Here is a 24,645-nt window from a genome sequence, read left to right on the forward strand (position 1 = left end):
TATTTTATCATCCGCTATAAAATCATACTTGGTACATTAATATACTTACGCCCTGCTTCTTGTGCTATTCTTAACGCGTCTGATAATGAGATATCAGGACATTTGCGAATAGAAATCAATTTAATAAGCATGGGCAAATTAACCCCCGCGATCATTTCAACGCGTCCTTTTTCAATAGCAGGAATAGCTATATTTGATGGCGTCCCACCGAACACATCTGTTAATATGATGACGCCATTATCTGTATTTGTATCGGTTACTGCGGCTATAATATCACCTCGGCGCTGATCTATATCGTCATCGGGATAAATACATATTGTTGCGAACTTTTCTTGTGTCCCAACAACATGTTCCACGGCATGTAAAAATTCAACAGCCAGCTCACCGTGCGTTACAAGCACGAGTCCAATCATTTACGCAAACTCCTGTTAACTAATAAGATCCAACCATATTGGTGGGAAGGATATTTTACAAGGCTTTGTCTTGCTGCCAAGAAAAATTTGCAAAAAAAAGGCAAAAAGTGTGATTTTTTTTATCTTTGGAAAAAATTAGACGGGTTTATGCCATATTTTTCTGAACAAAAATGCTTCAATAGCTTGACAAATGGCTGTACAATCGGCCTCGTGAAGAGAGGGAAGTTTTAAAAAAGGAATGTGCAAATCTTCAAATTGAAAAGTTTTATTTGTGGAAAAACGTTCGTATTCAGGACCAAGAAAAATAATACAATCGATAGTTGTTTGCTTTTGAAATTCTATCATGTAGAGACCAGCACCACGAATCTCGATACCACCCTGTAAGTCGTCAGGCGTGTATCCGTAAAGTTTTCCATTTTTTACACGCAGCATTGTATAATCATCACTGATAAGTTTTGCTTCACGTTTTGACCACTCAGCACGGTCGAGCAAAGCAAGGGTGATGGTTGATTTTCCTGATCCCGATGGACCTATAATCAACAGTCCCTTTCTTCCCAGTTGAAGGCAATTTGCGTGGAGTATTTCACACTTTATTTTCATGTCCTTTATTTGTGGTAAAAGATTTACTTAATGAGGGGAAGCATAATAATAAAACGTGCACCAATCTTACATTTTCCAAGTGCGGGATCAATAATATTTTCGGCTGTAATTGTTCCATTATGAGCCTCGATGATTTGCCGACTAATAGAAAGGCCAAGTCCAGAATTTTGTCCAAAAGCATCTTCATTGGGTCGATCAGTATAGAAACGTTCAAAAATGCGTTCAATATTCTCTGAACGAATACCGGGGCCATTGTCTTCAATGGTTAAAATGAGAGTTGAAGCATGACTTTTCATAGTAATGCAAATTTTTCCCCGATTACGGGGAATAAAGGAACGCGCATTTTCAAGAAGATTGGAAATCACTTGCCCTAAACGGAGCTCATGTCCTAACACAAGATAAGGTTTTCCATAAGGACGTGGGATAATATTCAGGCTTACATCGATGGTTTGTGCATTGCGGTATACTTCCTGGACGGCGTGAACAAGACTTTCCAAAAGTGGTGTCATATCAACAATCTCTGCGGTTTCTCGTGCAAGCTCTGCATCGAGCCTAGAGGCATCAGAAATATCTGTAATCAACCGATCAAGACGACGCACATCATGTTGAATAATTTCAAGCAACTTTTCTTGTGCTTCTTCATTTTTAGCTAGAGGGAGGGTTTCAACAGCACTACGGAGAGAAGTGAGGGGATTTTTTAATTCGTGGCTTACATCAGCCGCAAAGCGTTCAATGGCTTCAATCCGCATATAAAGAGCATTGGTCATGTCACGAATAGAGGTTGAGAGATGACCAATTTCATCTTCACGCATTGAAAAATCAGGAATTTCTACACGCTGATTATTGCCATTCCGCACTCGGTTAGCAGAGGCAGATAATTTGCTTAATGGATGGGCAATTGTATGGGCTAAAAAAAGCGAAAGAACCAAGAGTACACTACCTACAACGACAAAGACTTTAAATATAACCAGTCTTTCGGCCTTTACAATGTTATCAATATCGGAGCCAGTTGTTGAAAGAAGAAGGGCGCCAACCACTGCACGATAGCGTTGAACAGGAACGGCAACAGAAACGATAAGTTGACCTTGTCTGTTGCGTCTTTTTGCGGTAGCAAGAGATCCGTTTAATGCTCGGTATACTTCTGGATAAGCAATACCGAGGTTTTTTGTTTGCTCTCTATCAAAAGCAATACCTTTGCCATAAAATGTGTTTGAATACCATGAAGTAAGGCGATCCCATATATTTTGTTCTGTTTTAAGTGGGGGTAAATCATATCTAAAAACGTCTCCACTAGAATAAAGAACCCGCGAATCAAGAAGTAAAGTAGCATCACGATCATAGATACGTGCTCTTGTTGTTTTAGGTGTGATGAGACGTCGTAGAAGAGGGGCAACTTGCTCAGGATTAATGGGGAAATCCCAAGAGTCTATTGATTGAGGGGTGGGTGTAACGCTTTCACCAGTCTGTAACTCTAAGAGTTTTTGGGGGTCAATGAGGATAGAGTTTGTATCTACTGTTGCAGAAGCTGCAATGGCTCCAGCAATAATTTTTCCTTGGGTACATAAGCTTTTAATTTTTGCTTCAATTAAACCATCGCGAAATTGGTTAAGGTATAAAATGCCTGTAACCAGAACGGCAAGGGCAGCAATATTTAATATAACAATGCGGCGTGTAAGACTGGAAAAAAGCAATTGTCTAAAGAGACGTTGTATTCGAAGGTGTAAATGAGTAAACATAAGAAATGGCGCTGAGGATATACCGTTAGGCGCTATTTTTTTTAGAGTTTCCAGTTGAGAATTGTCTGTCATCGATTTGATTGCCATTCAAATTTTTGCGACAAAGCAGTTTTATACCTCGTGAAAACGATAACCTACACCATAAAGTGTTTCAATCATTGCAAAATCATCATCCACTTGTTTAAATTTTTTACGCAGACGTTTAATGTGGCTATCAATGGTGCGATCATCTACGTAGACCTGATCACTATAGGCAGCATCCATTAAAGCATCACGACTTTTTACAACGCCTGGTCTTTGTGCGAGGGTTTGCAGAATCAAAAACTCCGTAACAGTTAAAATAACAGGTTTATCTTTCCATGTACAGGTGTGACGCTCTTGATCCATCACAAGATCTCCACGTTTGAGGGAAGAAGTGGAAGCAGTTCCTGTGGAAAGAGGTTGGTTACGAGCGTTGGAACGGCGCAAAATAGCTTTTACGCGCTCAATGAGAAGACGTTGGGAGAAAGGTTTTGTAATAAAATCATCTGCTCCCATTTTAAGACCAAATAATTCATCAATTTCATCATCTTTGGACGTTAGAAAAATAACTGGAAGATCAGATTTTTGACGTAAACGACGCAAGAGCTCCATCCCATCCATTCGGGGCATTTTAATATCAAAAATAGCTAAATGTGGGGGGTGAAGTGTGAGACCTTTGAGTGCAGATGCTCCATCTGTATAGCTTTCAACCCGATATCCTTCTGTCTCAAGCGCAAAAGATAGAGATGTCAAAATATTGCGATCATCATCAACAAGTACAATCGTTTGCGTGATTGTTGGTGTATCTTTCATGGTTTCTTAGACCTTTCTATTGCTGTGGTAGCAAATTACCCACACTTATTTATATGGGAGTTCACATTTTTTTTGCAAAACAAATATGATACAAACTGTAGCAAAGTAAAAAACCTGTTGTCATTCCTGTAAAATCTTGTTTTGCTTTCATAATTTATAATGCTTCTACGTCTATTAAGATCCCTTCGTTTGAGAGAAAATTTGCATAAAGGCTTTTTTTATTAAAATTTATTGCAAAGTTTATTCTTATCTTTGTCCCAAAATTGAACAGGTTTAGTTTTGTTTGTTGAAGTTTAGAAAATCCGCCTATGTGTTTTAAGAGCAAAGACAGGAATGTGGCAATATATGCACAAAAATTTGTTTCTGCTATACGAAAGGAGGTCATAATGGGATTTTTTAATTTTATTAAAACCGTAGGGGAGAAGCTAGGTATGGGGGACCATGAACCAAGAGAAAAAGACTTTAAGTCCGCATTTGATCATTTTCAACTCGATACAGAAAAAGTTAATATTCAAATTGAAGACGGTAAAGCTATTTTAAGCGGTGAGGTTCCAGATAGGGAAACACTTGAAAAAGCACTTCTGGTTGTTGGCAATTCACAAGGTATCTCTTCTGTGGATGTTGAACAATTAAAGGTTATAGATACAACGTTTAAAAAAACTTCTCGTTTTTATGAGGTTAAGTCTGGTGATAATCTTTGGAAAATTGCTGAAGAGGTTTATGGAAAAGGGCAAGGTGATAAAAATATATTTATTTTTGAAGCTAATAAACCAATGCTAAAATCTCCTGATAAAATTTATCCTGGACAAGTTTTGCGTATCCCTGAAATTGACCCTATTTAACGCATAAAAGAGAATAGTTTTTTGCTTATGTTATGACATTAAACAAAATGAAGAAGTGTAAAAATTTCACGCTTCTTCATTTTATAAAATGTGTGTTTATAATAATTATAATAAAAAGGGCTTAGTGAGCAGGAGTGGATTTGGAAGGAGGGGTTGTTTTCATAGCGTTTATAGAGAAATCAACATCAATGGTTCCTGCATTCTCAAATGTCAATTTTGCGCTAACTTTATCACCTAGCTTGAAAGGTTTTGAAAATCCCATAAACATAATATGATTACCACCGGGCTTAAGCGTGACTTCGCCATTTCCTGGGATCTCAATGCCATTATGCATTTTTTCCATTTTCATAATATCATTAACAACGGTCATAGTGTGTATTTCTGTTGTTTTTACGCCGTCTGTGGAAATAGAAACTAAACGATCTGGGGTATTACTGTGATTAATAATATAAAAATAACCGCTACTAACTTTTGCACCTTTAGGTGTTTCGCGTGCCCAAGGATTAAGAATTTCTATGTCACCAAGTTTATATTGCTGAGCGTTTGCTGGTAAGGTTATACTCGCAACAAAAAGAGCACATACGATATTTGCGATAACCTTTTTATATAGAGGTGCATATATTGTATTCTTAAAGATGAGTTGCGTTATTTTCTTGATAATAGATATCACCATTGATTTACCCTCCTTCATAAGATTCACACTGTGAATATTTTTTATTTTAGCAGATTTTTTATTTAAAATAAAAGCAAAGAATTGCTAAAATAAAATTGCTTTAAATTATGAGAAGAGGAACCATAAAATTCTTGCATCTTAAATAAAGAGAGTCATCTTTATAAAGACAAAACATTTTTCAACATTTATGTGCTCATCTCACAAAAGTATTTGTAAATGATAAAAATTTACAGTCCACCACTATTTTACTGAATAAAGATACAATACAAAAAGATCATATATTTGATCAACTCTTAGTGTTACAATAGCTCTCGATACTTTAAAGCGTTTATACAGAGGCATTATTTTTCGAATTTTAGAAGGATATAGTTAAGAAAAAGCTTTTTTGATGAATTTAAAGCACAGCTTTCAAATATAATGAATGATGAGACAATTAGAAGAAAAATTGTTGAGAGGAGATCAATGGACAATATCATTATCAATATGAACATTTGGAAAAAAACACCATTTAATACTATAAATGATGCTCAAAAAATAGGTTTATAAGATATGAGAGCTGTTTTAGTCTAAAGAAGGTTTATAATATTTATGCTGTAAGTTATTTTGCTTTAAGTGATATTTTTAAAAGCTTTTATGTTCGGTATTTCTTCATTCATGATGAGAGATCAAAGAGGTGTGTGCAAATGACTTTTTATTATTTTTATGGATAGATTTGTTTGTTGAGGATTGAAAGAAAAATATATTATGATCTTAACCCTTTCATAAATATGGTATTTATGGATTATTAGAGCGCCTACTTTAAAAGATTTTTTTTATTTTGGAGATGTTTCTCTCATTATTCTCTTGTAGCAATAAAATCCTGTTCTTATATACGAGGCAGCGAGGCTTGTTGGCGACTTGCGATTTATTATTATTTTATGTTGCTTAAAGCAGGATACGGGCTTTGAGTGTTATGAGGAGCTATCTTAAAAAGATGCTTTATGAAGGCTGAGGTAGCTTGCTGAATGGAGATTATAATATGGCAAAAGTAATTGGTATTGATTTGGGGACGACGAACTCTTGTGTGGCTGTTATGGATGGCAAAAACGCAAAAGTTATCGAAAACTCAGAAGGAGCGCGAACAACACCTTCCGTTGTTGCCTTTACGGATGGGGGAGAGCGGCTTGTTGGACAGCCTGCTAAACGTCAGGCAGTAACAAATCCTGAAGGGACAGTTTTTGCAGTGAAACGTTTGATAGGGCGGCGTTTTGATGACCCTATGGTTGAAAAAGATAAAGCACTTGTGCCTTATAAAATCGTTAAAGGTGACAATGGCGATGCATGGGTTGAAGAAGCGGGAAAGAAATATTCTCCGTCGCAAATTTCAGCAATGATTTTGCAAAAGATGAAAGAAACAGCTGAATCTTATCTTGGTGAAAAAGTTGAACAAGCAGTTATTACTGTTCCTGCTTATTTTAATGATGCGCAACGTCAAGCGACTAAAGATGCAGGTAAAATTGCTGGACTTGAAGTCTTACGGATTATTAATGAACCAACAGCTGCTGCTTTAGCTTATGGTTTGGACAAAAAGGACGGAAAAACAATTGCTGTTTACGACCTTGGTGGCGGTACATTTGATATTTCAGTCCTTGAAATTGGAGATGGCGTTTTTGAAGTTAAATCAACGAATGGAGATACATTCTTAGGAGGTGAAGACTTTGATATGCGCTTGGTCGGTTATTTTGCCGATGAATTCAAAAAAGAGCAAGGTATTGATTTAAAGAATGATAAACTTGCTTTACAGCGCCTAAAAGAAGCGGCAGAAAAAGCAAAGATTGAGCTTTCTTCATCACAGCAAACAGAAATCAATTTACCATTTATCACGGCTGATCAATCAGGTCCCAAGCACTTAACAATGAAATTGACTCGGGCAAAATTTGAATCACTCGTTGATGATTTAGTGCAGCGTACCATTGAGCCTTGTAAAGCTGCATTGAAAGATGCTGGATTAAAGGCTGGTGAGATTGACGAAGTTGTTTTAGTGGGTGGTATGACACGTATGCCTAAGATTCAGCAAGTTGTGCAGAACTTTTTTGGCAAAGATCCACACAAAGGTGTTAATCCCGATGAAGTGGTTGCAATGGGTGCGGCCATCCAAGGGGGCGTCTTACAAGGCGATGTCAAAGATGTGTTGCTTCTAGATGTCACCCCTTTATCCTTGGGGATTGAAACATTGGGAGGCGTTTTCACACGTCTTATTGAGCGCAATACCACTATCCCGACGAAAAAATCGCAAGTTTTTTCAACAGCTGATGATAACCAGAGTGCTGTAACGATTCGTGTTTTCCAAGGTGAACGGGAAATGGCGAGTGATAATAAGTTATTGGCTCAATTTGATCTTGTTGGTATTCCCCCAGCACCACGTGGTATACCGCAAATCGAAGTTACTTTTGATATTGATGCGAATGGTATTGTTAATGTTTCAGCCAAAGATAAAGGAACGGGTAAAGAGCATCAAATTCGTATTCAGGCATCAGGTGGCTTAAGTGATGCTGATATTGAAAAAATGGTACAGGATGCAGAAGAACACGCAGCTGAGGATAAAAAACGCCGTGAAGGTGTTGAAGCCAGAAACCAAGCGGAAGCTCTTATTCATTCGACGGAAAAGTCACTCAATGAATATGGCGATAAAATATCAGCTGAAGAGAAGGGGCAGATTGAAACAGCAATATCTGATTTGAAATCTGCGCTTGAAAGCAGTGATACAGAAGAAGTAACAACAAAGATGCAAAAATTAGCAGAAGTCAGTATGAAGCTTGGACAGGCTATGTATGAAGCGTCACAAGCAGCAAGCGCTGACACTGAAACAGAGACAAAGAATGATGATGTTGTTGATGCTGATTTTGAAGAAGTTAATGATAAGAAGAAATAACATAAGCAAATGTGTTGATTAATTTATAAACCCGGCCTTTGGAATATAAGGCTGGGCTTTATTATTTGAGATAAGTTGCAACTTTGTTGCTAAAAATATAAATTAAAAGAGATATTATCCATAAAGATGGATAATAGAAAAACTATCAGGAATACATGATGAAGGTTGACTATTATGAAATTCTTGGCGTGACTCGTGAATGTGATGATAAAAAATTGAAATCTGCTTTTCGTAAGTTGGCAATGCAATATCATCCTGATCGCAACGCCGGGGATAAAGAGGCAGAGCGAAAATTCAAAGAAATTGGCGAAGCCTATGAAGTTCTTAAAGATCCCCAAAAGCGTGCTGCTTATGATCGCTTTGGTCATGCGGCCTTTGAAAATAGCGGTGGTCAAGGAGGAGGCAATCCCTTTAGCGGTTTTGCTGCCGGTGGTGGATTTGCTGATATTTTTGAAGATTTTTTTGGTGAGATTATGGGAGGTGCACACCGTAAGCGTGGTGACGGTCGCGAACGTGGTGCAGACTTAAGTTATAATATGGAAGTGACCTTAGAAGAGGCCTTTTCAGGAAAAACTGCAGAAATTAATATTCCTAGTTCTGTCACGTGCGATGTTTGTGAAGGTTCAGGAGCGAGAAAGGGCTCTAGTCCACAAGTTTGTGGGACATGTCATGGGTCTGGTCGTGTGCGTGCTGCACAAGGTTTTTTTTCTATTGAGAGAACATGTCATACATGTCACGGACGTGGTGAAACGATTACAGATCCATGCCCTAAATGTCAGGGTACACGGCGTATAGAGAAAAAACGTTCGTTAAGCGTGAATGTTCCAGCTGGTATTGAAGATGGGACGCGTATTCGTCTTTCTGGTGAGGGTGATGCTGGTGTTCGTGGTGGTCCTAATGGTGATCTTTATATTTTCCTTTCCGTTAAACCGCATGAATTTTTTCAGCGAGAAGGAGCAGATCTTCACTGTCGCGTTCCTATTTCGATGGTAACAGCGGCTTTAGGAGGAGAGTTTGAAGTTTCTGATCTTGATGGTGTTAAAGCACGTGTTAAGATCCCGGAAGGAACGCAAAATGGACGTCAATTCCGCCTTAAAGGCAAAGGTATGCCCATGTTGCGCCGTCAGCAGCTAAGAGGTGATCTGTACATTCATATCACGATTGAGACACCACAGAAGCTCACGCACGAGCAACGTGAACTATTGAAAAAATTTGAAAAGCTCTCAAATCATGAGAATTCACCACAATCACATGGTTTTTTTTCACGGATGAAAGAATTTTTTGAAAATATTTCTGGTTAAAATAGGTAAATGTTTTCAAAGTAAATGAGAAAACATTTTTGGAAGGTTATTTTCATTAAACTTTTGATTGTTTTATCATCTTTGAAAAGCATTCTTTTTGTTTGAAAAGAAAAAAAGAGAGATGATTGATTGAGTGTAAGTTCCTGCTGTGTAGAATTTTTTACATTTTATGGATAAGTCTTACTTTTGAATATTTATAATATTTTAAAAAGGGCTTATCCATAGAAGGATGCACTGAATGATTGATAATATTTCCAGTGTAACGGCCATTTATCTTTTGTACCACAAAAGATCGTCATTTAAGGCGGTAATACAAGTCATGTAAGCCTCTTGTACACATGAAACATTTTTAGAGAAGTGCGAGGTTATGAGGCTTGTTCATAGAGTCTTATGTGAATAAATCATATAAACAATCATCAGGTGGAACCAACCCAGTAAGAATCCAGATTTTTTTTACAGACAAAATCTCTTTTTAAAAACTCCAACAGAAACTTTTAAAATGGCAAAATCTTATCAAGTAAGGCTAAAAAAGCTGTTGGGCACTCTATCTCTTATTCCCAATAATATAACCTTTCATGATCGATTGTATAAGGTACTATTTTCATAGTTTTAGCCACAGCCTGCTCTAAAATATGGGGACTTTTATTCGGATAATACTTTGATTTATAATAATAATTAACTGTTTTCTATGTTGAATGAGAGTACCGAATAACGTAAAGATTCTCTCATTTCAAAGCTGTTTATCTTGAATCAATCAAAATCATTCCCTTGCACGTCAAAAGCGGGATGAATGTGTGGATAAAATTTGTATAAGAAAGGACTAAGAATGGCTCTTATGAACCGTCTTAATGCAAGGTCTGTCGCAACATTGGGGCTGGTAAATATAATGATGGTGCCGGCTTGTTACTTCACAAGCGTAAAGATGGCGGTGCCCAATGGATTTATCGTTATACCCTTCACGGGCACCGCCGCAAAATGGGCTTGGGTGCTTTAAGAGATGTTTCTTTAAAACAAGTCCGTGAATTGGCAACGGGGTGGCGTTCTATTCTTCGGATAACGCTAGCTTATGATTATAAATTCAATTGTATTGTAAGTTTTATATGGTGTTCATATACTAATTTCATTTTTAATGTGAAAGCCTATGGTTTTGATTGATTTGAAATTTAAGTATTAAAATGACAAAACATTCCTATATTCAGATCTTTTATTTTTTTTTTACGCTATAAAAAGACAAATTATTATTATAAATCAGTTTATTATAATTCTCCATAACGTGCATTCTTGTAAAATCAAAGGTTGTATATATTCTCATTCATTGTTAAGTATCCATAAGGGTAACCGAATGAGTTGATTGTACAGCGTAGCTTAAAAGTTTTGCTCTTCGATTTTATACATAAGATCATAAAATAGTGACATTTTTTGCGCTTATTTTGTTTAATTTTTCGCTATTACGTTCATTTAGGAAGTTATTTTCTTGTTTCATCTGGTTATTATTTTTTCGTAATTTGAAGGAAAATTAACGATTTTCAGGGGGATGGATAGAGTAAAGCTTTGTTTTATTGTTTTCACTTTTCCTAAATTTCACTAAGAGATAGTAAAAAGTGATGAGGAGGCTCTATTAATGGATGATGCTAAAAACAGTGCTGTCGATGTTTTAGAAAAACAAGCAGCATTTTTATCGTCTGCTTTACCTTATATGCAAAAATACGAAAATGAAACAGTCGTGGTAAAATATGGCGGTCATGCTATGGGTGATCCTGCTTTAGGGCGAGCATTTGCGCGTGATATTGCTCTATTAAAGCAATCGGGGATTAATCCTGTTGTTGTTCATGGTGGAGGACCTCAAATTGCTGAAATTTTGATGAAAATGGGGATTGAATCACGATTTGAAAACGGCTTACGGGTAACCGATGAGCGGATCATTGAAGTGGTTGAAATGGTTTTAGCGGGTTCCATCAATAAGGAAATAGTTGCTCTTATCAATGCTGAGGGTGAATGGGCAATAGGTCTGTGCGGCAAGGATGGCAATATGGTTTTTGCCGAAAAGGCTTATAGAACTGTCATTGATCCTGATTCGAATATTGAACGTGTTCTAGATTTGGGATTTGTTGGTGAGCCTATTGAAGTTGATCGTACATTACTAGATCTATTAGCTTGTTCTGAAATGATACCAGTTCTTGCTCCTGTGGCTCCAGGTCGGGATGGTAAAACCTATAATATTAATGCTGATATTTTTGCTGGAGCTATTGCGGGTGCATTAGAGGCTAAACGTCTTTTATTTCTTACTGATGTTCCTGGTGTTTTGGATAAACAGGGTAAACTTTTAAAAGAATTGACAGTTTCTGAAGCTGAGAAACTTATCAAAAATGGAACAATTTCAGGAGGCATGATTCCCAAAGTAGAAACTTGTATAAAAGCCCTTCAAAATGGTGTGGAAGGGGTTGTCATTTTAAATGGAAAAACCCCTCATTCTGTTTTACTAGAACTGTTTACCGAACAGGGAGTTGGGACGCTTATTGTTTCATAAATTGTGCGGAAAATTGGAGGAGAAGGCTTTTCATGACGAATATCAAACAGTTTAAATACCCTTTATTAAGCAAACCAGAATTGGCAATATTTGCTGCAACAATATTATGGGGGATTACATTTTTAGTTATTCACATTGCGGTACGCTATAGCGGTCCTCTGTTTTTTGTTGGATTTCGTTTTATTGTTGCATCCCTTATATGTGGAGCAATTTTTTGGCGCTCTATAAAAGGTATAACTGTTTATGAAGTTTTTGCTGGGATGGCAATTGGTTTATCCATGTTTTTGGGTTATGCTTTTCAAGCAGCTGGACTTCAAACGATTATTAGTAGTCAGTCGGCTTTTATCACAGCGCTTTATGTTCCGATGGTTCCAATCTTGCAATGGATTGTTTTTAAAAAACCTCCCCGTTTTGCTTGTTGGATTGGTATTGTTTTTGCTTTTATTGGTCTTGTACTTGTTTCAGGACAAAAGCCGGGAAGTTTTGATTTTTCAAAAGGCGAAATTTTGACTTTGTTGGGGGCTTTAGCAATTGCTGGAGAAGTCATACTCATCGGAATTTTTGCCAACAAGGTTGATAGTCGACGTGTGACCATTATTCAGTTATTCTTTAGTGGTTTTTTTTCGTTTTCTTGTATGCCTTTGATGGGGGAAAGCATTCCTGAATTTTCGTGGGTATGGTTTAGTATTGGTATGGGATTGGCATTAATGAGTGCGATTATCCAATTGGCCATGAATTGGGCACAAAAGTCCATTTCCCCTACACGTGCAACACTCATTTATGCAGGTGAACCAGTATGGGCTGGTATTGTTGGGCGTTTGGCTGGAGAGCATTTATCTCCTTTAGCTTTATTGGGTGGTTTGTTTATTCTGATTGGGATCATTGTTGCTGAATTACAACCTTCACAATGGCGTAAAAAAAATAAAGCAATTGAAAAGACTGATTAGCGATGCACTTTTCCTATGATAATTTTATTGCATGCGTTTTTTACTTACAGAGTTTTCATTTAAATTACAAAACAATAAATAATAATTATAAATCAATGTATTATATAATTATTTGAAGAGGATTGATGTTTTTATCTTTAATGGAGGAAGAAAGGAGTTGTATAAAAAGTACATAAAAACTCTATGCAATAGAACTTATTTTTACAGTCTTAAACGTTAAAAAAACTATCCTTTTGGACATACATTTATTAAATAAGATTGCTAAAAAAGCAAATTATTGTGTACAAATGAAAAGCATTTCTCGCAAGCTTTATCGAAAATTTAAGTGATATACACGTCCACTCTGCATTTATACAACATATAGATTTATAAGGAGAATATAGCATTCTTCACATTGAATTAGAATCCTCAATACCGTAAAAATTTTTCATGTTAAATCAATACAAATCTCTTGTTTGCACGCCATAAGCGGATGGGCCATGTGGTAAAATTACATAACAAAGGCATGTCTCCTCTAAATTCTTTCAAGTCTAAAGGACTATTGCAACATTGGGGGTTGGAAAAGTGTGTGATGGTAGCGGCTTATCATCATATGGAGTCATAAGACAAGATGTGAAAAGGTCATTTTAATCTCATTGGTATTTAATTTATTAAATAAAAGTCTTATTTTTTCAGATTATGAGAGGTTGTGTTTTGAGAAGCTTTTTTGGTTAATATTCTTTTGAAAGGTTCTCGATAGGACATAATTGGTCTTTGCGTTTTGTATTATTCTTTGCTAAATCGCCTTATATGACAATAGATCGTAATTATATTCGTAATTTTTCCATCGTGGCGCATATTGACCACGGCAAGTCCACTTTAGCGGATCGTTTGATTCAAATGACAGGAGGGCTTGACACACGTGAGATGAAGGAACAAGTGCTTGATTCCATGGATATTGAGCGTGAACGTGGAATTACTATTAAAGCACAAACAGTACGTTTACATTATAAAGCAAAGAATGGTGAGACCTATATTTTAAATCTTATGGATACACCAGGTCATGTGGATTTTGCTTATGAAGTTTCGCGTTCATTGGCAGCTTGTGAAGGTTCTCTGTTGGTGGTAGATGCGAGCCAAGGTGTTGAGGCACAAACGTTGGCAAATGTTTATCAAGCTATTGATAATTCCCATGAATTGGTTGTTGTACTCAATAAAGTTGACCTTCCGGCAGCAGAACCTGAACGTGTTAAAGAACAAATTGAAGATGTGATAGGCATTGATACCTCTGGGGCCGTGGAAATATCAGCAAAAACAGGTTTAGGTGTCCCTGATGTTTTGGAGGCAATTGTTACACAGTTACCACCTCCACGTACAGGCGATGTTGCAAATCCCTTGAAGGCAATGTTGGTTGATAGCTGGTATGATGCATATCTTGGTGTCATCGTTTTGGTACGAGTCATTGATGGTGTGCTAAAAAAAGGCCAAACCATTCGTATGATGGGTACGGGCGCAAAATATCCCGTTGAGCGCGTTGGGGTGTTTACACCTAAAATGGTACAGGTTGATGAATTAGGACCAGGTGAGATTGGTTTTATCACTGCTTCTATCAAAGAAGTTGCTGATACACGGGTTGGCGATACGATTACGGAAGAGCGTCGTCCTTGTGAAAATGCTTTACCTGGTTTTAAGCCTGCACAACCGGTTGTCTTTTGTGGACTTTTTCCAATTGATGCAGCCGATTTTGATGATTTGCGTGCAGCCATGGGCAAATTACGCTTAAATGATGCGAGTTTTTCTTTTGAAATGGAAACATCTGCAGCTTTGGGGTTTGGTTTTAGGTGTGGCTTTTTGGGACTTCTTCATCTTGAAATTATTCAAGAGCGATTAGAGCGTGAATTTAATTTGGATTTAATCGCGACAGCACCTTCAGTTGTTTATCGTATGAATATGAATGATGGTTCAGTTAAAGAGTTGCACAATCCAGCAGATATGCCTGATGTGGTTAAAATTTCTTCTATCGAAGAACCGTGGATTCGAGCGACAATCATGACTCCTGATAATTATCTTGGGTCAATTTTAGAGCTTTGCCAGGAGCGGCGTGGAATACAGGTTGGTTTATCCTATGTTGGAACGCGTGCTATGGTGACGTATGATTTACCACTCAATGAAGTTGTTTTTGATTTTTATGACCGCCTAAAATCGATCTCAAAGGGATATGCTTCTTTTGATTATCAGATGAGGGATTATGCAGAGGGGGATTTAGTTAAAATGTCTATTTTGGTAAATGGAGAGTCTATTGATGCATTGTCAATGCTTGTGCACCGTACGATTGCGGAAAAGCGTGGGCGTTCCATGTGCGAAAAGCTGAAAGATCTTATTCCCCAGCATATGTTTCAGATTCCAATTCAAGCGGCTATTGGTGGTAAAGTCATAGCGCGCGAAACAATTCGTGCTTTGCGTAAAGATGTAACAGCAAAATGTTACGGGGGCGATGTGACGCGTAAGCGCAAATTGTTGGAAAAGCAAAAAGAAGGCAAAAAACGGATGCGCCAATTTGGAAAGGTAGAAATTCCTCAGTCAGCTTTTATTCAAGCGCTCAAAATGAATAAATAATGAAAAAGGGTGTATTTTCCTCATTAAACTGCGCTTTTGTTTTTGTCGATTGGTTTAGGTTTTTAAAGAGTGATTCTTAAATGGAAATTGGGCAGTCCTCACGCTTTTGGGGATAGTGTGCTTTTTCATTGCGTCACGTTGCTCACGTAAAATGGAATGCTTTAAACAAAAATACATTTATGTTGCGTATTGTCCCCCCTTTTTTTTAAAAAAGAAATATCTCTCAATGCACCCGAGCCCATTTCACAATGGTGTTCGTCAAAAGGATAATGGTTAAAGCTTCCGTAAATAACATAAAACCCATTTAGCATGACCATCTTTACATATCATAAAGACGCATGGTGCTACCATCATACTTTTTGCGGGTTCAAAATGTTATGATAGTTCTTGGTTTTTGAGAGCGTTCATTAAAGATATTTTTACTCTTTTATTAAGGTATGCCTTACCCAAACACTCTTTACTTTTGTGATGCGCAAGGAAATGAGAGCAATTAATTCAATATAAAAGGATTTGAAATAAGAAGAATCCTTATTTTATGGTGTTATTCAAGTTGAAAACAATAAATGACATTATCAATCAATATTATGTCTAATCACGTAAAAGCTCATTAATCGATGTTTTTTCTCGTGTTTTTTGATCAACGCGTTTTACAATAACAGCACAGTAAAGGTTTGGTCCCGCTTCACCATTAGGGAGTGGTTTTCCAGGGAGAGACCCTGGTACAACAACTGAATATGCTGGTACTTCACCGATAAAAATTTCACCTGTTGTACGGTCAATAATCTTTGTAGACTTCCCAATAAAGACTCCCATCCCTAAAACAGCACCTTCACGAATAATACAACCTTCAACAACTTCAGAGCGAGCACCAATAAAACAATGATCTTCAATAATGGTTGGATTTGCTTGCAGAGGTTCCAAAACGCCTCCAATACCAACACCACCAGAAAGGTGAACATGTTTGCCGATTTGTGCACAAGAACCAACGGTTGTCCAGGTATCAACCATTGTTCCTTCATCGACAAAAGCACCAAGATTGATAAAGGATGGCATGAGTATGACGTTTGGTGCAATATAGGCAGAATGACGTACAATCGCTCCAGGAACGGAACGAAACCCCGCTTTTTGAAAATCATTTTCTTTCCAACCAGAAAATTTTGAAGGAACTTTATCCCACCAATGTGTTCCGTTGATTCCACCAGCAATAATTTTCATTGGGTTTAGCCGAAAAGAGAGCAAAACAGCTTTTTTCAACCATTGATGAACATGCCATTGTCCATTTTTTTGCCGTTCTGCCACACGGATTTCACCTTTATCAAGAAGGCTTAATATGTGTTCGACACTCTCACGGATTTCGCCTTTTGTGGTAGTATTGATAGAATCGCGATTATCAAATGCTTTTTCGATAATGATTTCAAATTGTGTGAGAGGGGTCATGACGAGAGTTCCGTTAAACAAGTTGAAAGCTTCAAGATTTATTCTCTATGACCTACGCGAAGAAATGTTTTCAGTCAATAAAACGATGAGAAAGTAAGACATGTGCATGAAAAAAAACTGTAAAGAAAAAAGTAAAGAAGAACAAGAAAATTGGACACCACTTCTTCACACGAGAGAAGCTCTCCAAAAGATCCATGAAGTTTCTAATTCAACACAAATGTGTTCACCTACTTATCGTTTAGCCTATATCGATCAAGATTTTATGATGCGTCCAGAGCTACGCTCACAACGTATTGGTCTTGAATTTTTAAAGCCAGAAATAACACTTAAAGAATATGATATCCAATCAACAGTTGTTTTGTTTGGTGGTGCGCGTATTCCTGAACACGGGCAAGAAGCTTGGGCAGCAAAAAATGAAACGCAAAAGAAAAACTTGCATGCTATGTCACATTATTACGATGAGGCAAGGGAATTTGCATGTTTATGCTCACGCTATTCCGCTACCACACAATATCGTGAGTTTGTGGTTGTCACAGGGGGTGGGCCAGGGATCATGGAAGCAGGAAATCGTGGCGCTTGTGATGTTGGAGCCCCAACGGTTGGCTTGAATATTATTTTACCACATGAACAAGAGCCTAATTCATATGTATCTCCGCATTTGTGTTTCAATTTTCACTATTTGGGGATGCGAAAAATGCATTTTCTCATGCGGGCGAAGGCATTAGCTATTTTTCCTGGAGGATTTGGGACTCTGGATGAGTTGTTTGAGACGTTAACTTTGATACAGACGGGACGGATGAAACAGGTTCCAATTTTACTGTTTGGTCAAGAATTTTGGAGCAATGCCATCAATTTTGATTATTTATCAGAACAAGGTACAATTTCTCCCTCTGATATTGATTTAATAAAATTTGTCAATACCGCAGCAGAAGCCTTTGAAGAAATCCGTTGTTTTTACAAACTACCTTAATTGTTCTTTAAGAGGAAACTTTGCAGAATAATTAATATTCTACTTTGGTTAAATAAAGTCCTGAAGGGGGGGCAACAACACCACAACGTTTACGATCTTTAGCATGGAGAGCTTCTTCAAGATCTTGTGCTCTCCAGCGGCCAATACCAACTTCCATGAGGCTTCCTGCGAATGAACGGATTTGATGATGAAGAAAAGAGCGGGCTCGCGCATAAAGGAAGATTTCTTCTCCTTCTCTTTGAACATCGAGGCATTCAAGGGTCCGAATAGGGCTTTTGGCTTGGCAATGTGTTGAACGGAAAGTTGTAAAATCATGTTGTCCTACAAGCTTTTGAGCAGCTTCATGCATAGCTTCAGCATCAAGAGGCTTTGGCAACCACCACACACGTTTGGCGTTTAAGGCTGGTGGAGAGCGACGATTGAGGATTTTAAAAAGATAATGACGTTTGATAGCAGAAAATCGTGCATCAAAGTCATCAGAGACATTTTCTACATTTAAAATTGAAATCGCTTCTCCCTGTTGGCGTAAAAGAGCATTGAGCGCATTCTGTACAGTATATGGAGGCCAGTTTTTTATGAAATCAACATGGGCAACTTGTCCCGTAGCATGCACTCCAGCATCCGTTCGACCCGCTGTTGTAATAGTTAATTGTTGTCCACTAAAGCGAAAAATAACCTGCTCAAGAGCTTCTTGTATCGTGTGAAGCTCTGCTTGACGTTGCCAGCCAGCATAATTTGATCCATCATATTCAAGAGTAAGTTTAAAACGTGGCATATCAATAAACAGCAGAAATATGAGCGCCTCGCAAAAATGTTACGCTTTCAAGGACTTTACCACCAGATCTTTGCAGGTGGGTTATTTCAAGGCGCCCTTGTCCACAATGGATAATCAAAGAATCTGGTTCTATTCGACCAATTTCAAGAGAAGGGCCTGTTATTAAACGACTTCCAAGAATTTTTACGCGTTCTTCTTGTCCCATGATACTCATGTTACACCAGCAACCAGGAAAGGGAGAGAGTGCGCGAATATATCGATGAATAAATTCAGCAGACTTTGTCCAATCAATGCGGGTTTCTTCCTTTCTGATTTTGGCAGCATAGGTGATGCCTTCTTCTGATTGGGGGGTCAGTTTGAGTTGTCCTTTTTCTAAAGTTGATAGAGCTTCTATCATAAGCTCTGCGCCGATATATGAAAGCTTATTTGAAAGTTCATCCGTGGTGGTAGTATCCGTGATGGGAATAGAGCGTGAGAGGGCAATAGGCCCTGTATCAAGCCCTTCATCCATTTTCATAATCATCATCCCCGTTTCCTTATCACCAGCCATAATGGCACGCTGAATAGGTGCAGCACCACGCCAGCGTGGTAAAAGCGAAGCATGGGCATTAAAACATCCAAAACGTGGTGTTTCAAGAATAGCTTTTGGTAAGAGGAGTCCATAGGCAACCACAACAGCAACATCAATACAAAGTGCTGCAAGTTGGGCTTGCTGTTCAGCTGTTTTGAGTGTTTTGGGGGTGAATACAGGAATAGACTTTTCTTCTGCTGCATTTTGCACAGGTGAGGGAATGAGTTTAAGACCACGACGTCCTGCCGGGCGAGGAGGTTGACTATAAACGGCGACAACATCATGACCAGATTCCAACAAAGCATGTAAAATGGGAACAGAAAAACTGGGGGTCCCCATAAAACTCAACCGTAATGCCATTACAAAATTGCTTCCTGAGTATTTTTTTCTTTTGCGCGTTTTTTAAATTTTCGTATCACCATATCGCGTTTGATTTTTGAGATATAATCAATAAAAAGACGCCCATCTAAATGATCCATTTCATGCTGCAAGCAAGTTGCCAACAAATCATCTGCTTCAATTTCTGTTTGTTTTCCTTCACGGTTCTGATAGCGAACACGCAGACGTTTAGGGCGTTCAACTTCTGCAAAATAGTCAGGAATAGAAAGACAACCTTCTTTGTGAATATTACGCTCTTCTGAAAGCCATAGAATTTCTGGATTGATAATGACAAATGGATTTTTAGGTGCATCATTTGGAGAGACATCCATAACCAGCATGCGCAGTGGTATGCCAATCTGAATAGCAGCAAGACCAATGCCGTGGGCATGATACATAGTTTCCAGCATATTATCCGCAAGCTTTTGAAGGGTTGCATCAACATGCTCGATGGGCTTGGACACTTCCCGTAAAATCGGATCTGGTAAAGTAACTAAAGATCTTATTGACATGGAGTGCAGATTAATCAATGCTTGTGTATGGGTCAATATTGAATAATAAATTCTTGCGCTTTTTTGCGATGAGGACGTTATATTATTTCTCATGTTTGATTCGTTTTTTTCTTTTATATTTGCTGATGAGTCTTTTACGAAATTGAGTGTTTTTCTTTTATTGATACTCGTTTGCTTAGCACTTTTTATATTGATTTATTCTCATCGGAAAAAGGCACTTTTGGAAAGTGAAGTTGCCAAGCATGCTCGTGAAGCACAAGAGCAGATGGCTACTTTGCTCAAAACACAAGCTGAAATGCAAGGGCGAATGCAAACGATGGCGGAAATTTTTGGTCAACGGCAAGCTGAATTGAATAAATCACTCAGCGAGCAACTCAATGGCATGACAGCCAATATAGGTAAAACACTTCAGGTACAGACAAAATCCACCTATGAAAATTTGAATCGTTTGCAAGAGCGTTTAGCAGTGATTGATGCAGCACAAAATAATATTCAATCGCTTACGGGACAAGTTGTTCAGTTGCAGTCTATTTTAAGCAATAAGCAGACACGTGGTACTTTTGGTCAGGGGCGGATGGAAGCCATTATTGCCGATGCCTTACCAACAAATGCTTACGTTTTTCAGGCTGTTCTTTCCAATGGAAAGCGCCCAGATTGTCTTATTCACATGCCAAATAAAGCACCTTCTCTTGTTGTGGATGCTAAATTTCCTTTGGAAGCTTGGAATGCACTGCGTAAAGCAGAATCAGCACAAGAGCGTCAAGAGGCAGAGCGTCAATTTCGTACCGATATAGAAGTTCATATTCGTGATATTGAACAAAAATATTTGATTCCTGGAGAAACTCATGACACCGCTTTTCTTTTTGTACCATCGGAATCGATTTTTGCAACAATTTATGAGGATTTTGAGCCATTGGTACAAAAAGCCAATAGAGCTCATGTGATTATTGTTTCACCGTCTTTATTGATGCTCTCTGTCCAAGTTGTACAAACCATTATGAAAGATGCGCGGATGCGTGAACAAGCACATTTAATTCAATCAGAAGTAGCAAAATTAATGGAAGATTTTGGACGAATGGATATGCGTGTTCGCGCACTACAGAAGCACTTTCACAAAGCAGGTGAAGATATAGAAGGAATTTTAATATCATCATCCAAAATTATGAAACGGGCAAATCGCATTGAAACCTTCGAGTTAAAAGAAAATCACTCTGAAGTAACAAAGCAGCATTAAAGCAATTAGGAATCTGTGTAACGCAAGTTATTATTCCACGCTTAGAACTTTTAATGCAAAAAAATTCAAATAGAGACACATATTATCCTTTAAAAAGCAAAAGTTTTTATATCTCTTTCTCCATAGCCAGAAGTGTTTTCTCGTCTTCGTCTAATTAACCAGTTACTCTAAAACCTAATTTTTTATAAAAGAAAAGGTCTTTGGTATTTTCGCTGTTCACTTTAAGATAAATCTTATCTTGTATCTTATTGATCGCTATGGCTAGCAACTTTGTCCATCCACCTTTCTATCCAGAAAAAAGCACTATGTTTTTTGATCTGATCACTTATAGCTTCAACATTATGCCATTTATCCGTTTGAGCTGTAACAACTTCTGCATCAAGTACCGCATCATAAGTATCATGCTAAGTTTTAACCAGAAGGCGGCTGACTTCTGACGCATCAGACAACAAAGTTTGGATAATTGCAACTTCCATAAACATTCTCCACGAAGATTAATCTATTTTATTGTTTGTTTAAAAAATAGAACCTATCAAGTCCTTCAAACTTTTAAATTCGTGAATTTATTTCAAAAGAATATAACGCGTTAGATACAGGCCACTTATTCCCCCCACACCCTTCATTCCACAGCGACAAGTTCAGTACTTGGCGTCCGTACCACACTGTTTGTCGCCGACATCCCACACTTAAACAATAACATCTTTTCAGTCGCAAACATCGCATTTTGTTGATGCAAACTAAAGTAAAGTAAGGCAAGTTTTTAATATCACAAGACAGATCATCGCCTTTATTGATTGGTAATAATTTTTTAGTATCCCTATCTTGTTTTATTTCTAAACGAGAGGAATAGGGAATATGCGACACCTTTTGTTTTTAGGAGCACTGGTGTTTTTGCTAGGGGGATGTGCAACAACCACTCCCATCCATACAAACAATGCTTGTACTATTCTAGCACAAAAAAATAGTTTTTTTGATAATTGGGGTAGGGCATCTCAAAGAGCAGAAATGCGTTATGGAATTCCTATGCCGATTATTCTTGCAACCATTAATATGGAGTCGGGCTTTCGTCACAATGCACGTCCTCCACGCAAAAAATTACTTGGCTTTATTCCATGGAAGCGTCGGTCGACAGCTTATGGCTATTCTCAAGCGCTTGACAGTACATGGACAATGTATCTTCGCTCTACGGGTAGGTCTTTTGCATGGCGTACCAATTTTGCAGATGCTGCTGATTTTGTTGCTTGGTATCATCGCCAAAGTGTTCAACGCAATGGGGTGAGGTTTGATGATGCCTATAGCCTTTATTTGAATTATCATATGGGGCATGGTGCTTATGCACGGAGTAGAGGGTATGTTAATGCCGCGCTTTCACAGGTAGCACAGCGTATGGAAAGGATGTCTAAGCTCTATGAACATCAATTGAAGAGATGTGGATGGCATTAGGAAAGATTTTTAAAAATCTCAATTAGGGAATTGATGGGATCAAATTGTTCAAGAGTAAAATTTCTTATGGCGCGATAAGGCAGTATCTTTTTTTCCGATTATTAAAGAAAAAATTTAAATAAATTCAAGAAACAGAAAGCTTTTGTAAGACATAATCTATTTGAATATACTCTTGATATTTTTGTCTTCCTTAAGAAGATATATTTATTCAAAAAAGTTACAAGGGATACTATCATCCACTGAATGCTGGCATTTAGCTCTAGAAAAAATACCTGAGAGTGTTGAAAAAATTTTTAAATTTCATTATGCGCATTATTGGCTGATTAGACATGAATATTTATTTATTAAGCGTATAAAAAAGAGCAATTAAAACAAATGCAATTCAAGCATCATAAAAAAGGTGAAACATTCAATATAAAAAATGAAAAATGCATTAAACAAAAGAGTATTGCTTCATAAAAAGATTGCTTGGTATAAAGGTACAGTTACAGCCTCCCACAAGACTAATAGTCTTTAGTATTGTATGAAATGAAGTCTGTTCATATTAATTAAAAAGTTATTTTGTTGTACAACCCTATTATTTAGGGGGGAAGCTATATACCGCTTTCATATAATGAATATTCAAGGCAAGATTTTTCTTTAGTATGAAGTAACATTGGGAGCTAGAAAAATGTGTGATAGCGTCGCTTTGCTCCTACATTCAGCCTTGCTCATGATGCGCCAAGGAAACGATTTTCATTGATTTAATATGTGAGGGTTTGTGATAAGAAAAGCATCCTCTGTTCGGAATTATTATTGAATAGAGTAGATAATTTAATTATGATAAATCAATATGTTTTTTAGGCTTTAATATATCTCAGGAATGAGTTGGTAAACATTATTCAAGTGGGGATTTTTTTAAAACTGGCAGGTCATTTGATAAAGCTAAAAACACTGGAAAAAAGTTTTAATTCGCGATGATCGAGAAGAATATCCTGTTCCAGAGCTTTTATTTAAGTAGCTTACACCTGTTAACAAGATATCCATAATCGATGTATTGTGATTTTGCGAAAATTTTGTAGTGGAGGGGGAGTTAGAATTTTGTTTTTTAAAACAATGTGTAAGATAAATAACACACATTTTTATTTTTGTGCAAAGCATAAAAAACGTCACTTACTTTCCATTCCTATGACAGTAAAATTTCACAATCCAACAAATGATCAAAAGTATATTACAGTGCTGAAAGAAGCGTGCACTAATGGATTAATAGTTAGAAGGCATATAATCTTTTAAAATTGATTACACGTTCTTTACTATAAATTGATTCCTTAAAAGAAGAGCTGGTCTTTTTGGTGGAGCTAAGCGGGATCGAACCGCTGACCTCTTGCATGCCATGCAAGCGCTCTCCCAGCTGAGCTATAGCCCCTATAAAAACAAATTTTCCCAAAAGAACAATCTATGATTTCGACTTTTTTAAAACGAGAAAAGTTGAAGATCAAGAAGAATTTGCATTCAATGAAAAAGATGCCTTCTTTTGCTTCTTTTAGGCATCGTCATCATTAGAAACGCCGCTTCCAAGAATATCGGTAACGTCATCATCCTCATCGTCATCATCGTGAGATAAAAATGTATCGTCGTCATCCCCGAGATCGACATCACTATCTTCCAGATCAGGCAGATCATCATCTTTAGAATTGTCATCATCCTCTTCAAGAAGCATAAAAGCAGACTTTTCAAGTGCTGTATCAAGCTCTTCAGTATCCACTTCTTCTTCGTTGTTTGCTTCAGCAGCCGCAACCTCAAAATAAGAACGCGGATAAGAAATTCCTGTATAAGGTGACACAATAGGGTCGCGATTTAGATCGTAAAATTTTTTTCCTGTTTCTGGATCAACACGTTTCGTTCCAAGTTCCTGTTTTGCCATAAACCGTGCCTCTTTGATTAACTCTATTCCATTAAAAGATAAA

The 24,645-nt window shown here is 37.5% G+C and carries 19 protein-coding genes, 1 tRNA gene and 1 pseudogene; 10 read left to right on the forward strand and 11 right to left on the reverse strand.

Going from position 1 to position 24,645, the window contains the following annotated elements; genetic code table 11:
* Window positions 1-14: 14 nt before the first annotated feature.
* The 4 genes from D1092_RS08945 to D1092_RS08960 all read right to left on the reverse strand — a co-directional run bounded on the left by D1092_RS08945 (window position 15) and on the right by D1092_RS08960 (window position 3,583).
* Window positions 15-413 (reverse strand): PTS sugar transporter subunit IIA, encoded by a 399-nt coding sequence (locus D1092_RS08945; protein ID WP_120121575.1) that lies wholly within the window; start codon window positions 411-413, stop codon window positions 15-17.
* Between the two features lie 135 nt (window positions 414-548).
* A complete protein-coding gene (locus D1092_RS08950; protein WP_120121576.1) occupies window positions 549-1,013 on the reverse strand; it encodes an HPr kinase/phosphatase C-terminal domain-containing protein in 465 nt (154 codons plus the stop codon).
* 23 nt (window positions 1,014-1,036) lie between these two features.
* Entirely contained in the window at window positions 1,037-2,821 is a 1,785-nt protein-coding gene (locus tag D1092_RS08955; protein ID WP_120121577.1) for a sensor histidine kinase, read from the reverse strand.
* Window positions 2,822-2,860: 39 nt separating this feature from the next.
* A complete protein-coding gene (locus D1092_RS08960) occupies window positions 2,861-3,583 on the reverse strand; it encodes a response regulator transcription factor (protein ID WP_039759370.1) in 723 nt (240 codons plus the stop codon).
* A 386-nt stretch (window positions 3,584-3,969) separates the two neighbouring features.
* Here D1092_RS08960 and lysM point away from each other — a divergent pair, with 386 nt between their 5' ends.
* On the forward strand, window positions 3,970-4,425 hold the full coding sequence (gene lysM / locus D1092_RS08965; protein ID WP_120121579.1) for a peptidoglycan-binding protein LysM: 456 nt from the start codon (window positions 3,970-3,972) through the stop codon (window positions 4,423-4,425).
* Between the two features lie 121 nt (window positions 4,426-4,546).
* Here lysM and D1092_RS08970 read toward each other — a convergent pair whose 3' ends face one another.
* Window positions 4,547-5,098, reverse strand: a complete 552-nt coding sequence (locus D1092_RS08970; RefSeq protein WP_120121580.1) for a copper chaperone PCu(A)C — start codon at window positions 5,096-5,098, stop codon at window positions 4,547-4,549.
* Window positions 5,099-6,116: 1,018 nt separating this feature from the next.
* Between D1092_RS08970 and dnaK the strand changes: the two genes are divergently transcribed.
* The 6 genes and pseudogenes from dnaK (at window position 6,117) to lepA (ending at window position 15,379) form a co-directional block, all read left to right on the forward strand.
* Complete coding sequence (gene dnaK / locus D1092_RS08975) at window positions 6,117-8,009, forward strand: molecular chaperone DnaK (RefSeq protein ID WP_120121581.1); 1,893 nt, start codon at window positions 6,117-6,119, stop codon at window positions 8,007-8,009.
* A gap of 158 nt (window positions 8,010-8,167) precedes the next feature.
* Complete coding sequence (dnaJ, locus tag D1092_RS08980; protein WP_120122727.1) at window positions 8,168-9,310, forward strand: molecular chaperone DnaJ; 1,143 nt, start codon at window positions 8,168-8,170, stop codon at window positions 9,308-9,310.
* Window positions 9,311-10,136: 826 nt separating this feature from the next.
* Window positions 10,137-10,363, forward strand: a pseudogene (locus D1092_RS08985) (Arm DNA-binding domain-containing protein); the annotation flags it as partial.
* A gap of 568 nt (window positions 10,364-10,931) precedes the next feature.
* Window positions 10,932-11,837 (forward strand): acetylglutamate kinase, encoded by a 906-nt coding sequence (gene argB, locus D1092_RS08990; RefSeq protein ID WP_120121582.1) that lies wholly within the window; start codon window positions 10,932-10,934, stop codon window positions 11,835-11,837.
* A gap of 32 nt (window positions 11,838-11,869) precedes the next feature.
* The gene (locus tag D1092_RS08995) at window positions 11,870-12,784 is read left to right on the forward strand and encodes a DMT family transporter (protein WP_120121583.1); all 915 of its coding nucleotides are present in this window, start codon (window positions 11,870-11,872) and stop codon (window positions 12,782-12,784) included.
* Between the two features lie 789 nt (window positions 12,785-13,573).
* Window positions 13,574-15,379: a translation elongation factor 4 gene (gene lepA / locus D1092_RS09000; RefSeq protein ID WP_120122728.1), complete on the forward strand. Its 1,806-nt coding sequence runs from the start codon at window positions 13,574-13,576 to the stop codon at window positions 15,377-15,379.
* Window positions 15,380-15,967: 588 nt separating this feature from the next.
* Here lepA and dapD read toward each other — a convergent pair.
* Entirely contained in the window at window positions 15,968-16,816 is an 849-nt protein-coding gene (gene dapD / locus D1092_RS09005; protein WP_120121584.1) for a 2,3,4,5-tetrahydropyridine-2,6-dicarboxylate N-succinyltransferase, read from the reverse strand.
* 106 nt (window positions 16,817-16,922) lie between these two features.
* Here dapD and D1092_RS09010 point away from each other — a divergent pair, with 106 nt between their 5' ends.
* Window positions 16,923-17,786 carry an LOG family protein gene (locus tag D1092_RS09010; protein ID WP_120121585.1) on the forward strand — a complete coding sequence of 288 codons (864 nt, stop codon included), beginning with the start codon at window positions 16,923-16,925 and terminating at the stop codon, window positions 17,784-17,786.
* A gap of 31 nt (window positions 17,787-17,817) precedes the next feature.
* Here the strand turns inward: D1092_RS09010 and truA are convergent, their stop codons facing one another.
* Genes truA through def form a run of 3 tightly spaced genes read right to left on the reverse strand, consistent with a single transcriptional unit; the run spans window position 17,818 to window position 20,022 of the window.
* Complete coding sequence (gene truA / locus D1092_RS09015) at window positions 17,818-18,561, reverse strand: tRNA pseudouridine(38-40) synthase TruA (RefSeq protein ID WP_120121586.1); 744 nt, start codon at window positions 18,559-18,561, stop codon at window positions 17,818-17,820.
* A 1-nt stretch (window position 18,562) separates the two neighbouring features.
* A complete protein-coding gene (gene fmt, locus D1092_RS09020) occupies window positions 18,563-19,492 on the reverse strand; it encodes a methionyl-tRNA formyltransferase (RefSeq protein ID WP_120121587.1) in 930 nt (309 codons plus the stop codon).
* Window positions 19,492-20,022, reverse strand: coding sequence for a peptide deformylase (gene def / locus D1092_RS09025; RefSeq protein ID WP_120122729.1), 531 nt, complete (start codon window positions 20,020-20,022; stop codon window positions 19,492-19,494). Before def ends, fmt begins: the two co-directional genes overlap by 1 nt.
* A gap of 91 nt (window positions 20,023-20,113) precedes the next feature.
* On the opposite strand from def, the gene D1092_RS09030 reads away from it, so the two are divergent.
* Together D1092_RS09030 and D1092_RS09035 are read left to right on the forward strand one after the other, a co-directional pair.
* Window positions 20,114-21,256, forward strand: a complete 1,143-nt coding sequence (locus D1092_RS09030) for a DNA recombination protein RmuC (RefSeq protein ID WP_120121588.1) — start codon at window positions 20,114-20,116, stop codon at window positions 21,254-21,256.
* 855 nt (window positions 21,257-22,111) lie between these two features.
* Window positions 22,112-22,699: a transglycosylase SLT domain-containing protein gene (locus D1092_RS09035; RefSeq protein ID WP_120121589.1), complete on the forward strand. Its 588-nt coding sequence runs from the start codon at window positions 22,112-22,114 to the stop codon at window positions 22,697-22,699.
* A gap of 1,329 nt (window positions 22,700-24,028) precedes the next feature.
* On the opposite strand, the gene D1092_RS09040 is transcribed toward D1092_RS09035, so the two are convergent.
* Together D1092_RS09040 and D1092_RS09045 are read right to left on the reverse strand one after the other, a co-directional pair.
* Window positions 24,029-24,104, reverse strand: a tRNA-Ala gene (locus D1092_RS09040).
* A 117-nt stretch (window positions 24,105-24,221) separates the two neighbouring features.
* Window positions 24,222-24,602: a TIGR02300 family protein gene (locus tag D1092_RS09045; RefSeq protein ID WP_120121590.1), complete on the reverse strand. Its 381-nt coding sequence runs from the start codon at window positions 24,600-24,602 to the stop codon at window positions 24,222-24,224.
* Window positions 24,603-24,645 lie beyond the last annotated feature (43 nt).

This window comes from Bartonella krasnovii (assembly GCF_003606345.3).
GTDB classification, from domain to species: domain Bacteria; phylum Pseudomonadota; class Alphaproteobacteria; order Rhizobiales; family Rhizobiaceae; genus Bartonella; species Bartonella krasnovii.

Bases quoted from the DNA above. Each gene is read 5' to 3' on its own strand.
- D1092_RS08950 (WP_120121576.1), bottom strand. From the start codon at position 1,013: ATGAAAATAAAGTGTGAAATACTCCACGCAAATTGCCTTCAACTGGGA.
- D1092_RS08960 (WP_039759370.1), bottom strand. From the start codon at position 3,583: ATGAAAGATACACCAACAATCACGCAAACGATTGTACTTGTTGATGAT.
- fmt (WP_120121587.1), bottom strand. From the start codon at position 19,492: ATGGCATTACGGTTGAGTTTTATGGGGACCCCCAGTTTTTCTGTTCCC.
- argB (WP_120121582.1), top strand. From the start codon at position 10,932: ATGGATGATGCTAAAAACAGTGCTGTCGATGTTTTAGAAAAACAAGCA.
- lepA (WP_120122728.1), top strand. From the start codon at position 13,574: ATGACAATAGATCGTAATTATATTCGTAATTTTTCCATCGTGGCGCAT.
- def (WP_120122729.1), bottom strand. From the start codon at position 20,022: ATGTCAATAAGATCTTTAGTTACTTTACCAGATCCGATTTTACGGGAA.
- D1092_RS09030 (WP_120121588.1), top strand. From the start codon at position 20,114: ATGTTTGATTCGTTTTTTTCTTTTATATTTGCTGATGAGTCTTTTACG.
- D1092_RS09045 (WP_120121590.1), bottom strand. From the start codon at position 24,602: ATGGCAAAACAGGAACTTGGAACGAAACGTGTTGATCCAGAAACAGGA.
- lysM (WP_120121579.1), top strand. From the start codon at position 3,970: ATGGGATTTTTTAATTTTATTAAAACCGTAGGGGAGAAGCTAGGTATG.
- D1092_RS09010 (WP_120121585.1), top strand. From the start codon at position 16,923: ATGAAAAAAAACTGTAAAGAAAAAAGTAAAGAAGAACAAGAAAATTGG.
- truA (WP_120121586.1), bottom strand. From the start codon at position 18,561: ATGCCACGTTTTAAACTTACTCTTGAATATGATGGATCAAATTATGCT.
- D1092_RS08945 (WP_120121575.1), bottom strand. From the start codon at position 413: ATGATTGGACTCGTGCTTGTAACGCACGGTGAGCTGGCTGTTGAATTT.
- D1092_RS08970 (WP_120121580.1), bottom strand. From the start codon at position 5,098: ATGGTGATATCTATTATCAAGAAAATAACGCAACTCATCTTTAAGAAT.
- dnaK (WP_120121581.1), top strand. From the start codon at position 6,117: ATGGCAAAAGTAATTGGTATTGATTTGGGGACGACGAACTCTTGTGTG.
- dnaJ (WP_120122727.1), top strand. From the start codon at position 8,168: ATGAAGGTTGACTATTATGAAATTCTTGGCGTGACTCGTGAATGTGAT.
- D1092_RS08995 (WP_120121583.1), top strand. From the start codon at position 11,870: ATGACGAATATCAAACAGTTTAAATACCCTTTATTAAGCAAACCAGAA.
- dapD (WP_120121584.1), bottom strand. From the start codon at position 16,816: ATGACCCCTCTCACACAATTTGAAATCATTATCGAAAAAGCATTTGAT.
- D1092_RS08955 (WP_120121577.1), bottom strand. From the start codon at position 2,821: ATGACAGACAATTCTCAACTGGAAACTCTAAAAAAAATAGCGCCTAAC.
- D1092_RS09035 (WP_120121589.1), top strand. From the start codon at position 22,112: ATGCGACACCTTTTGTTTTTAGGAGCACTGGTGTTTTTGCTAGGGGGA.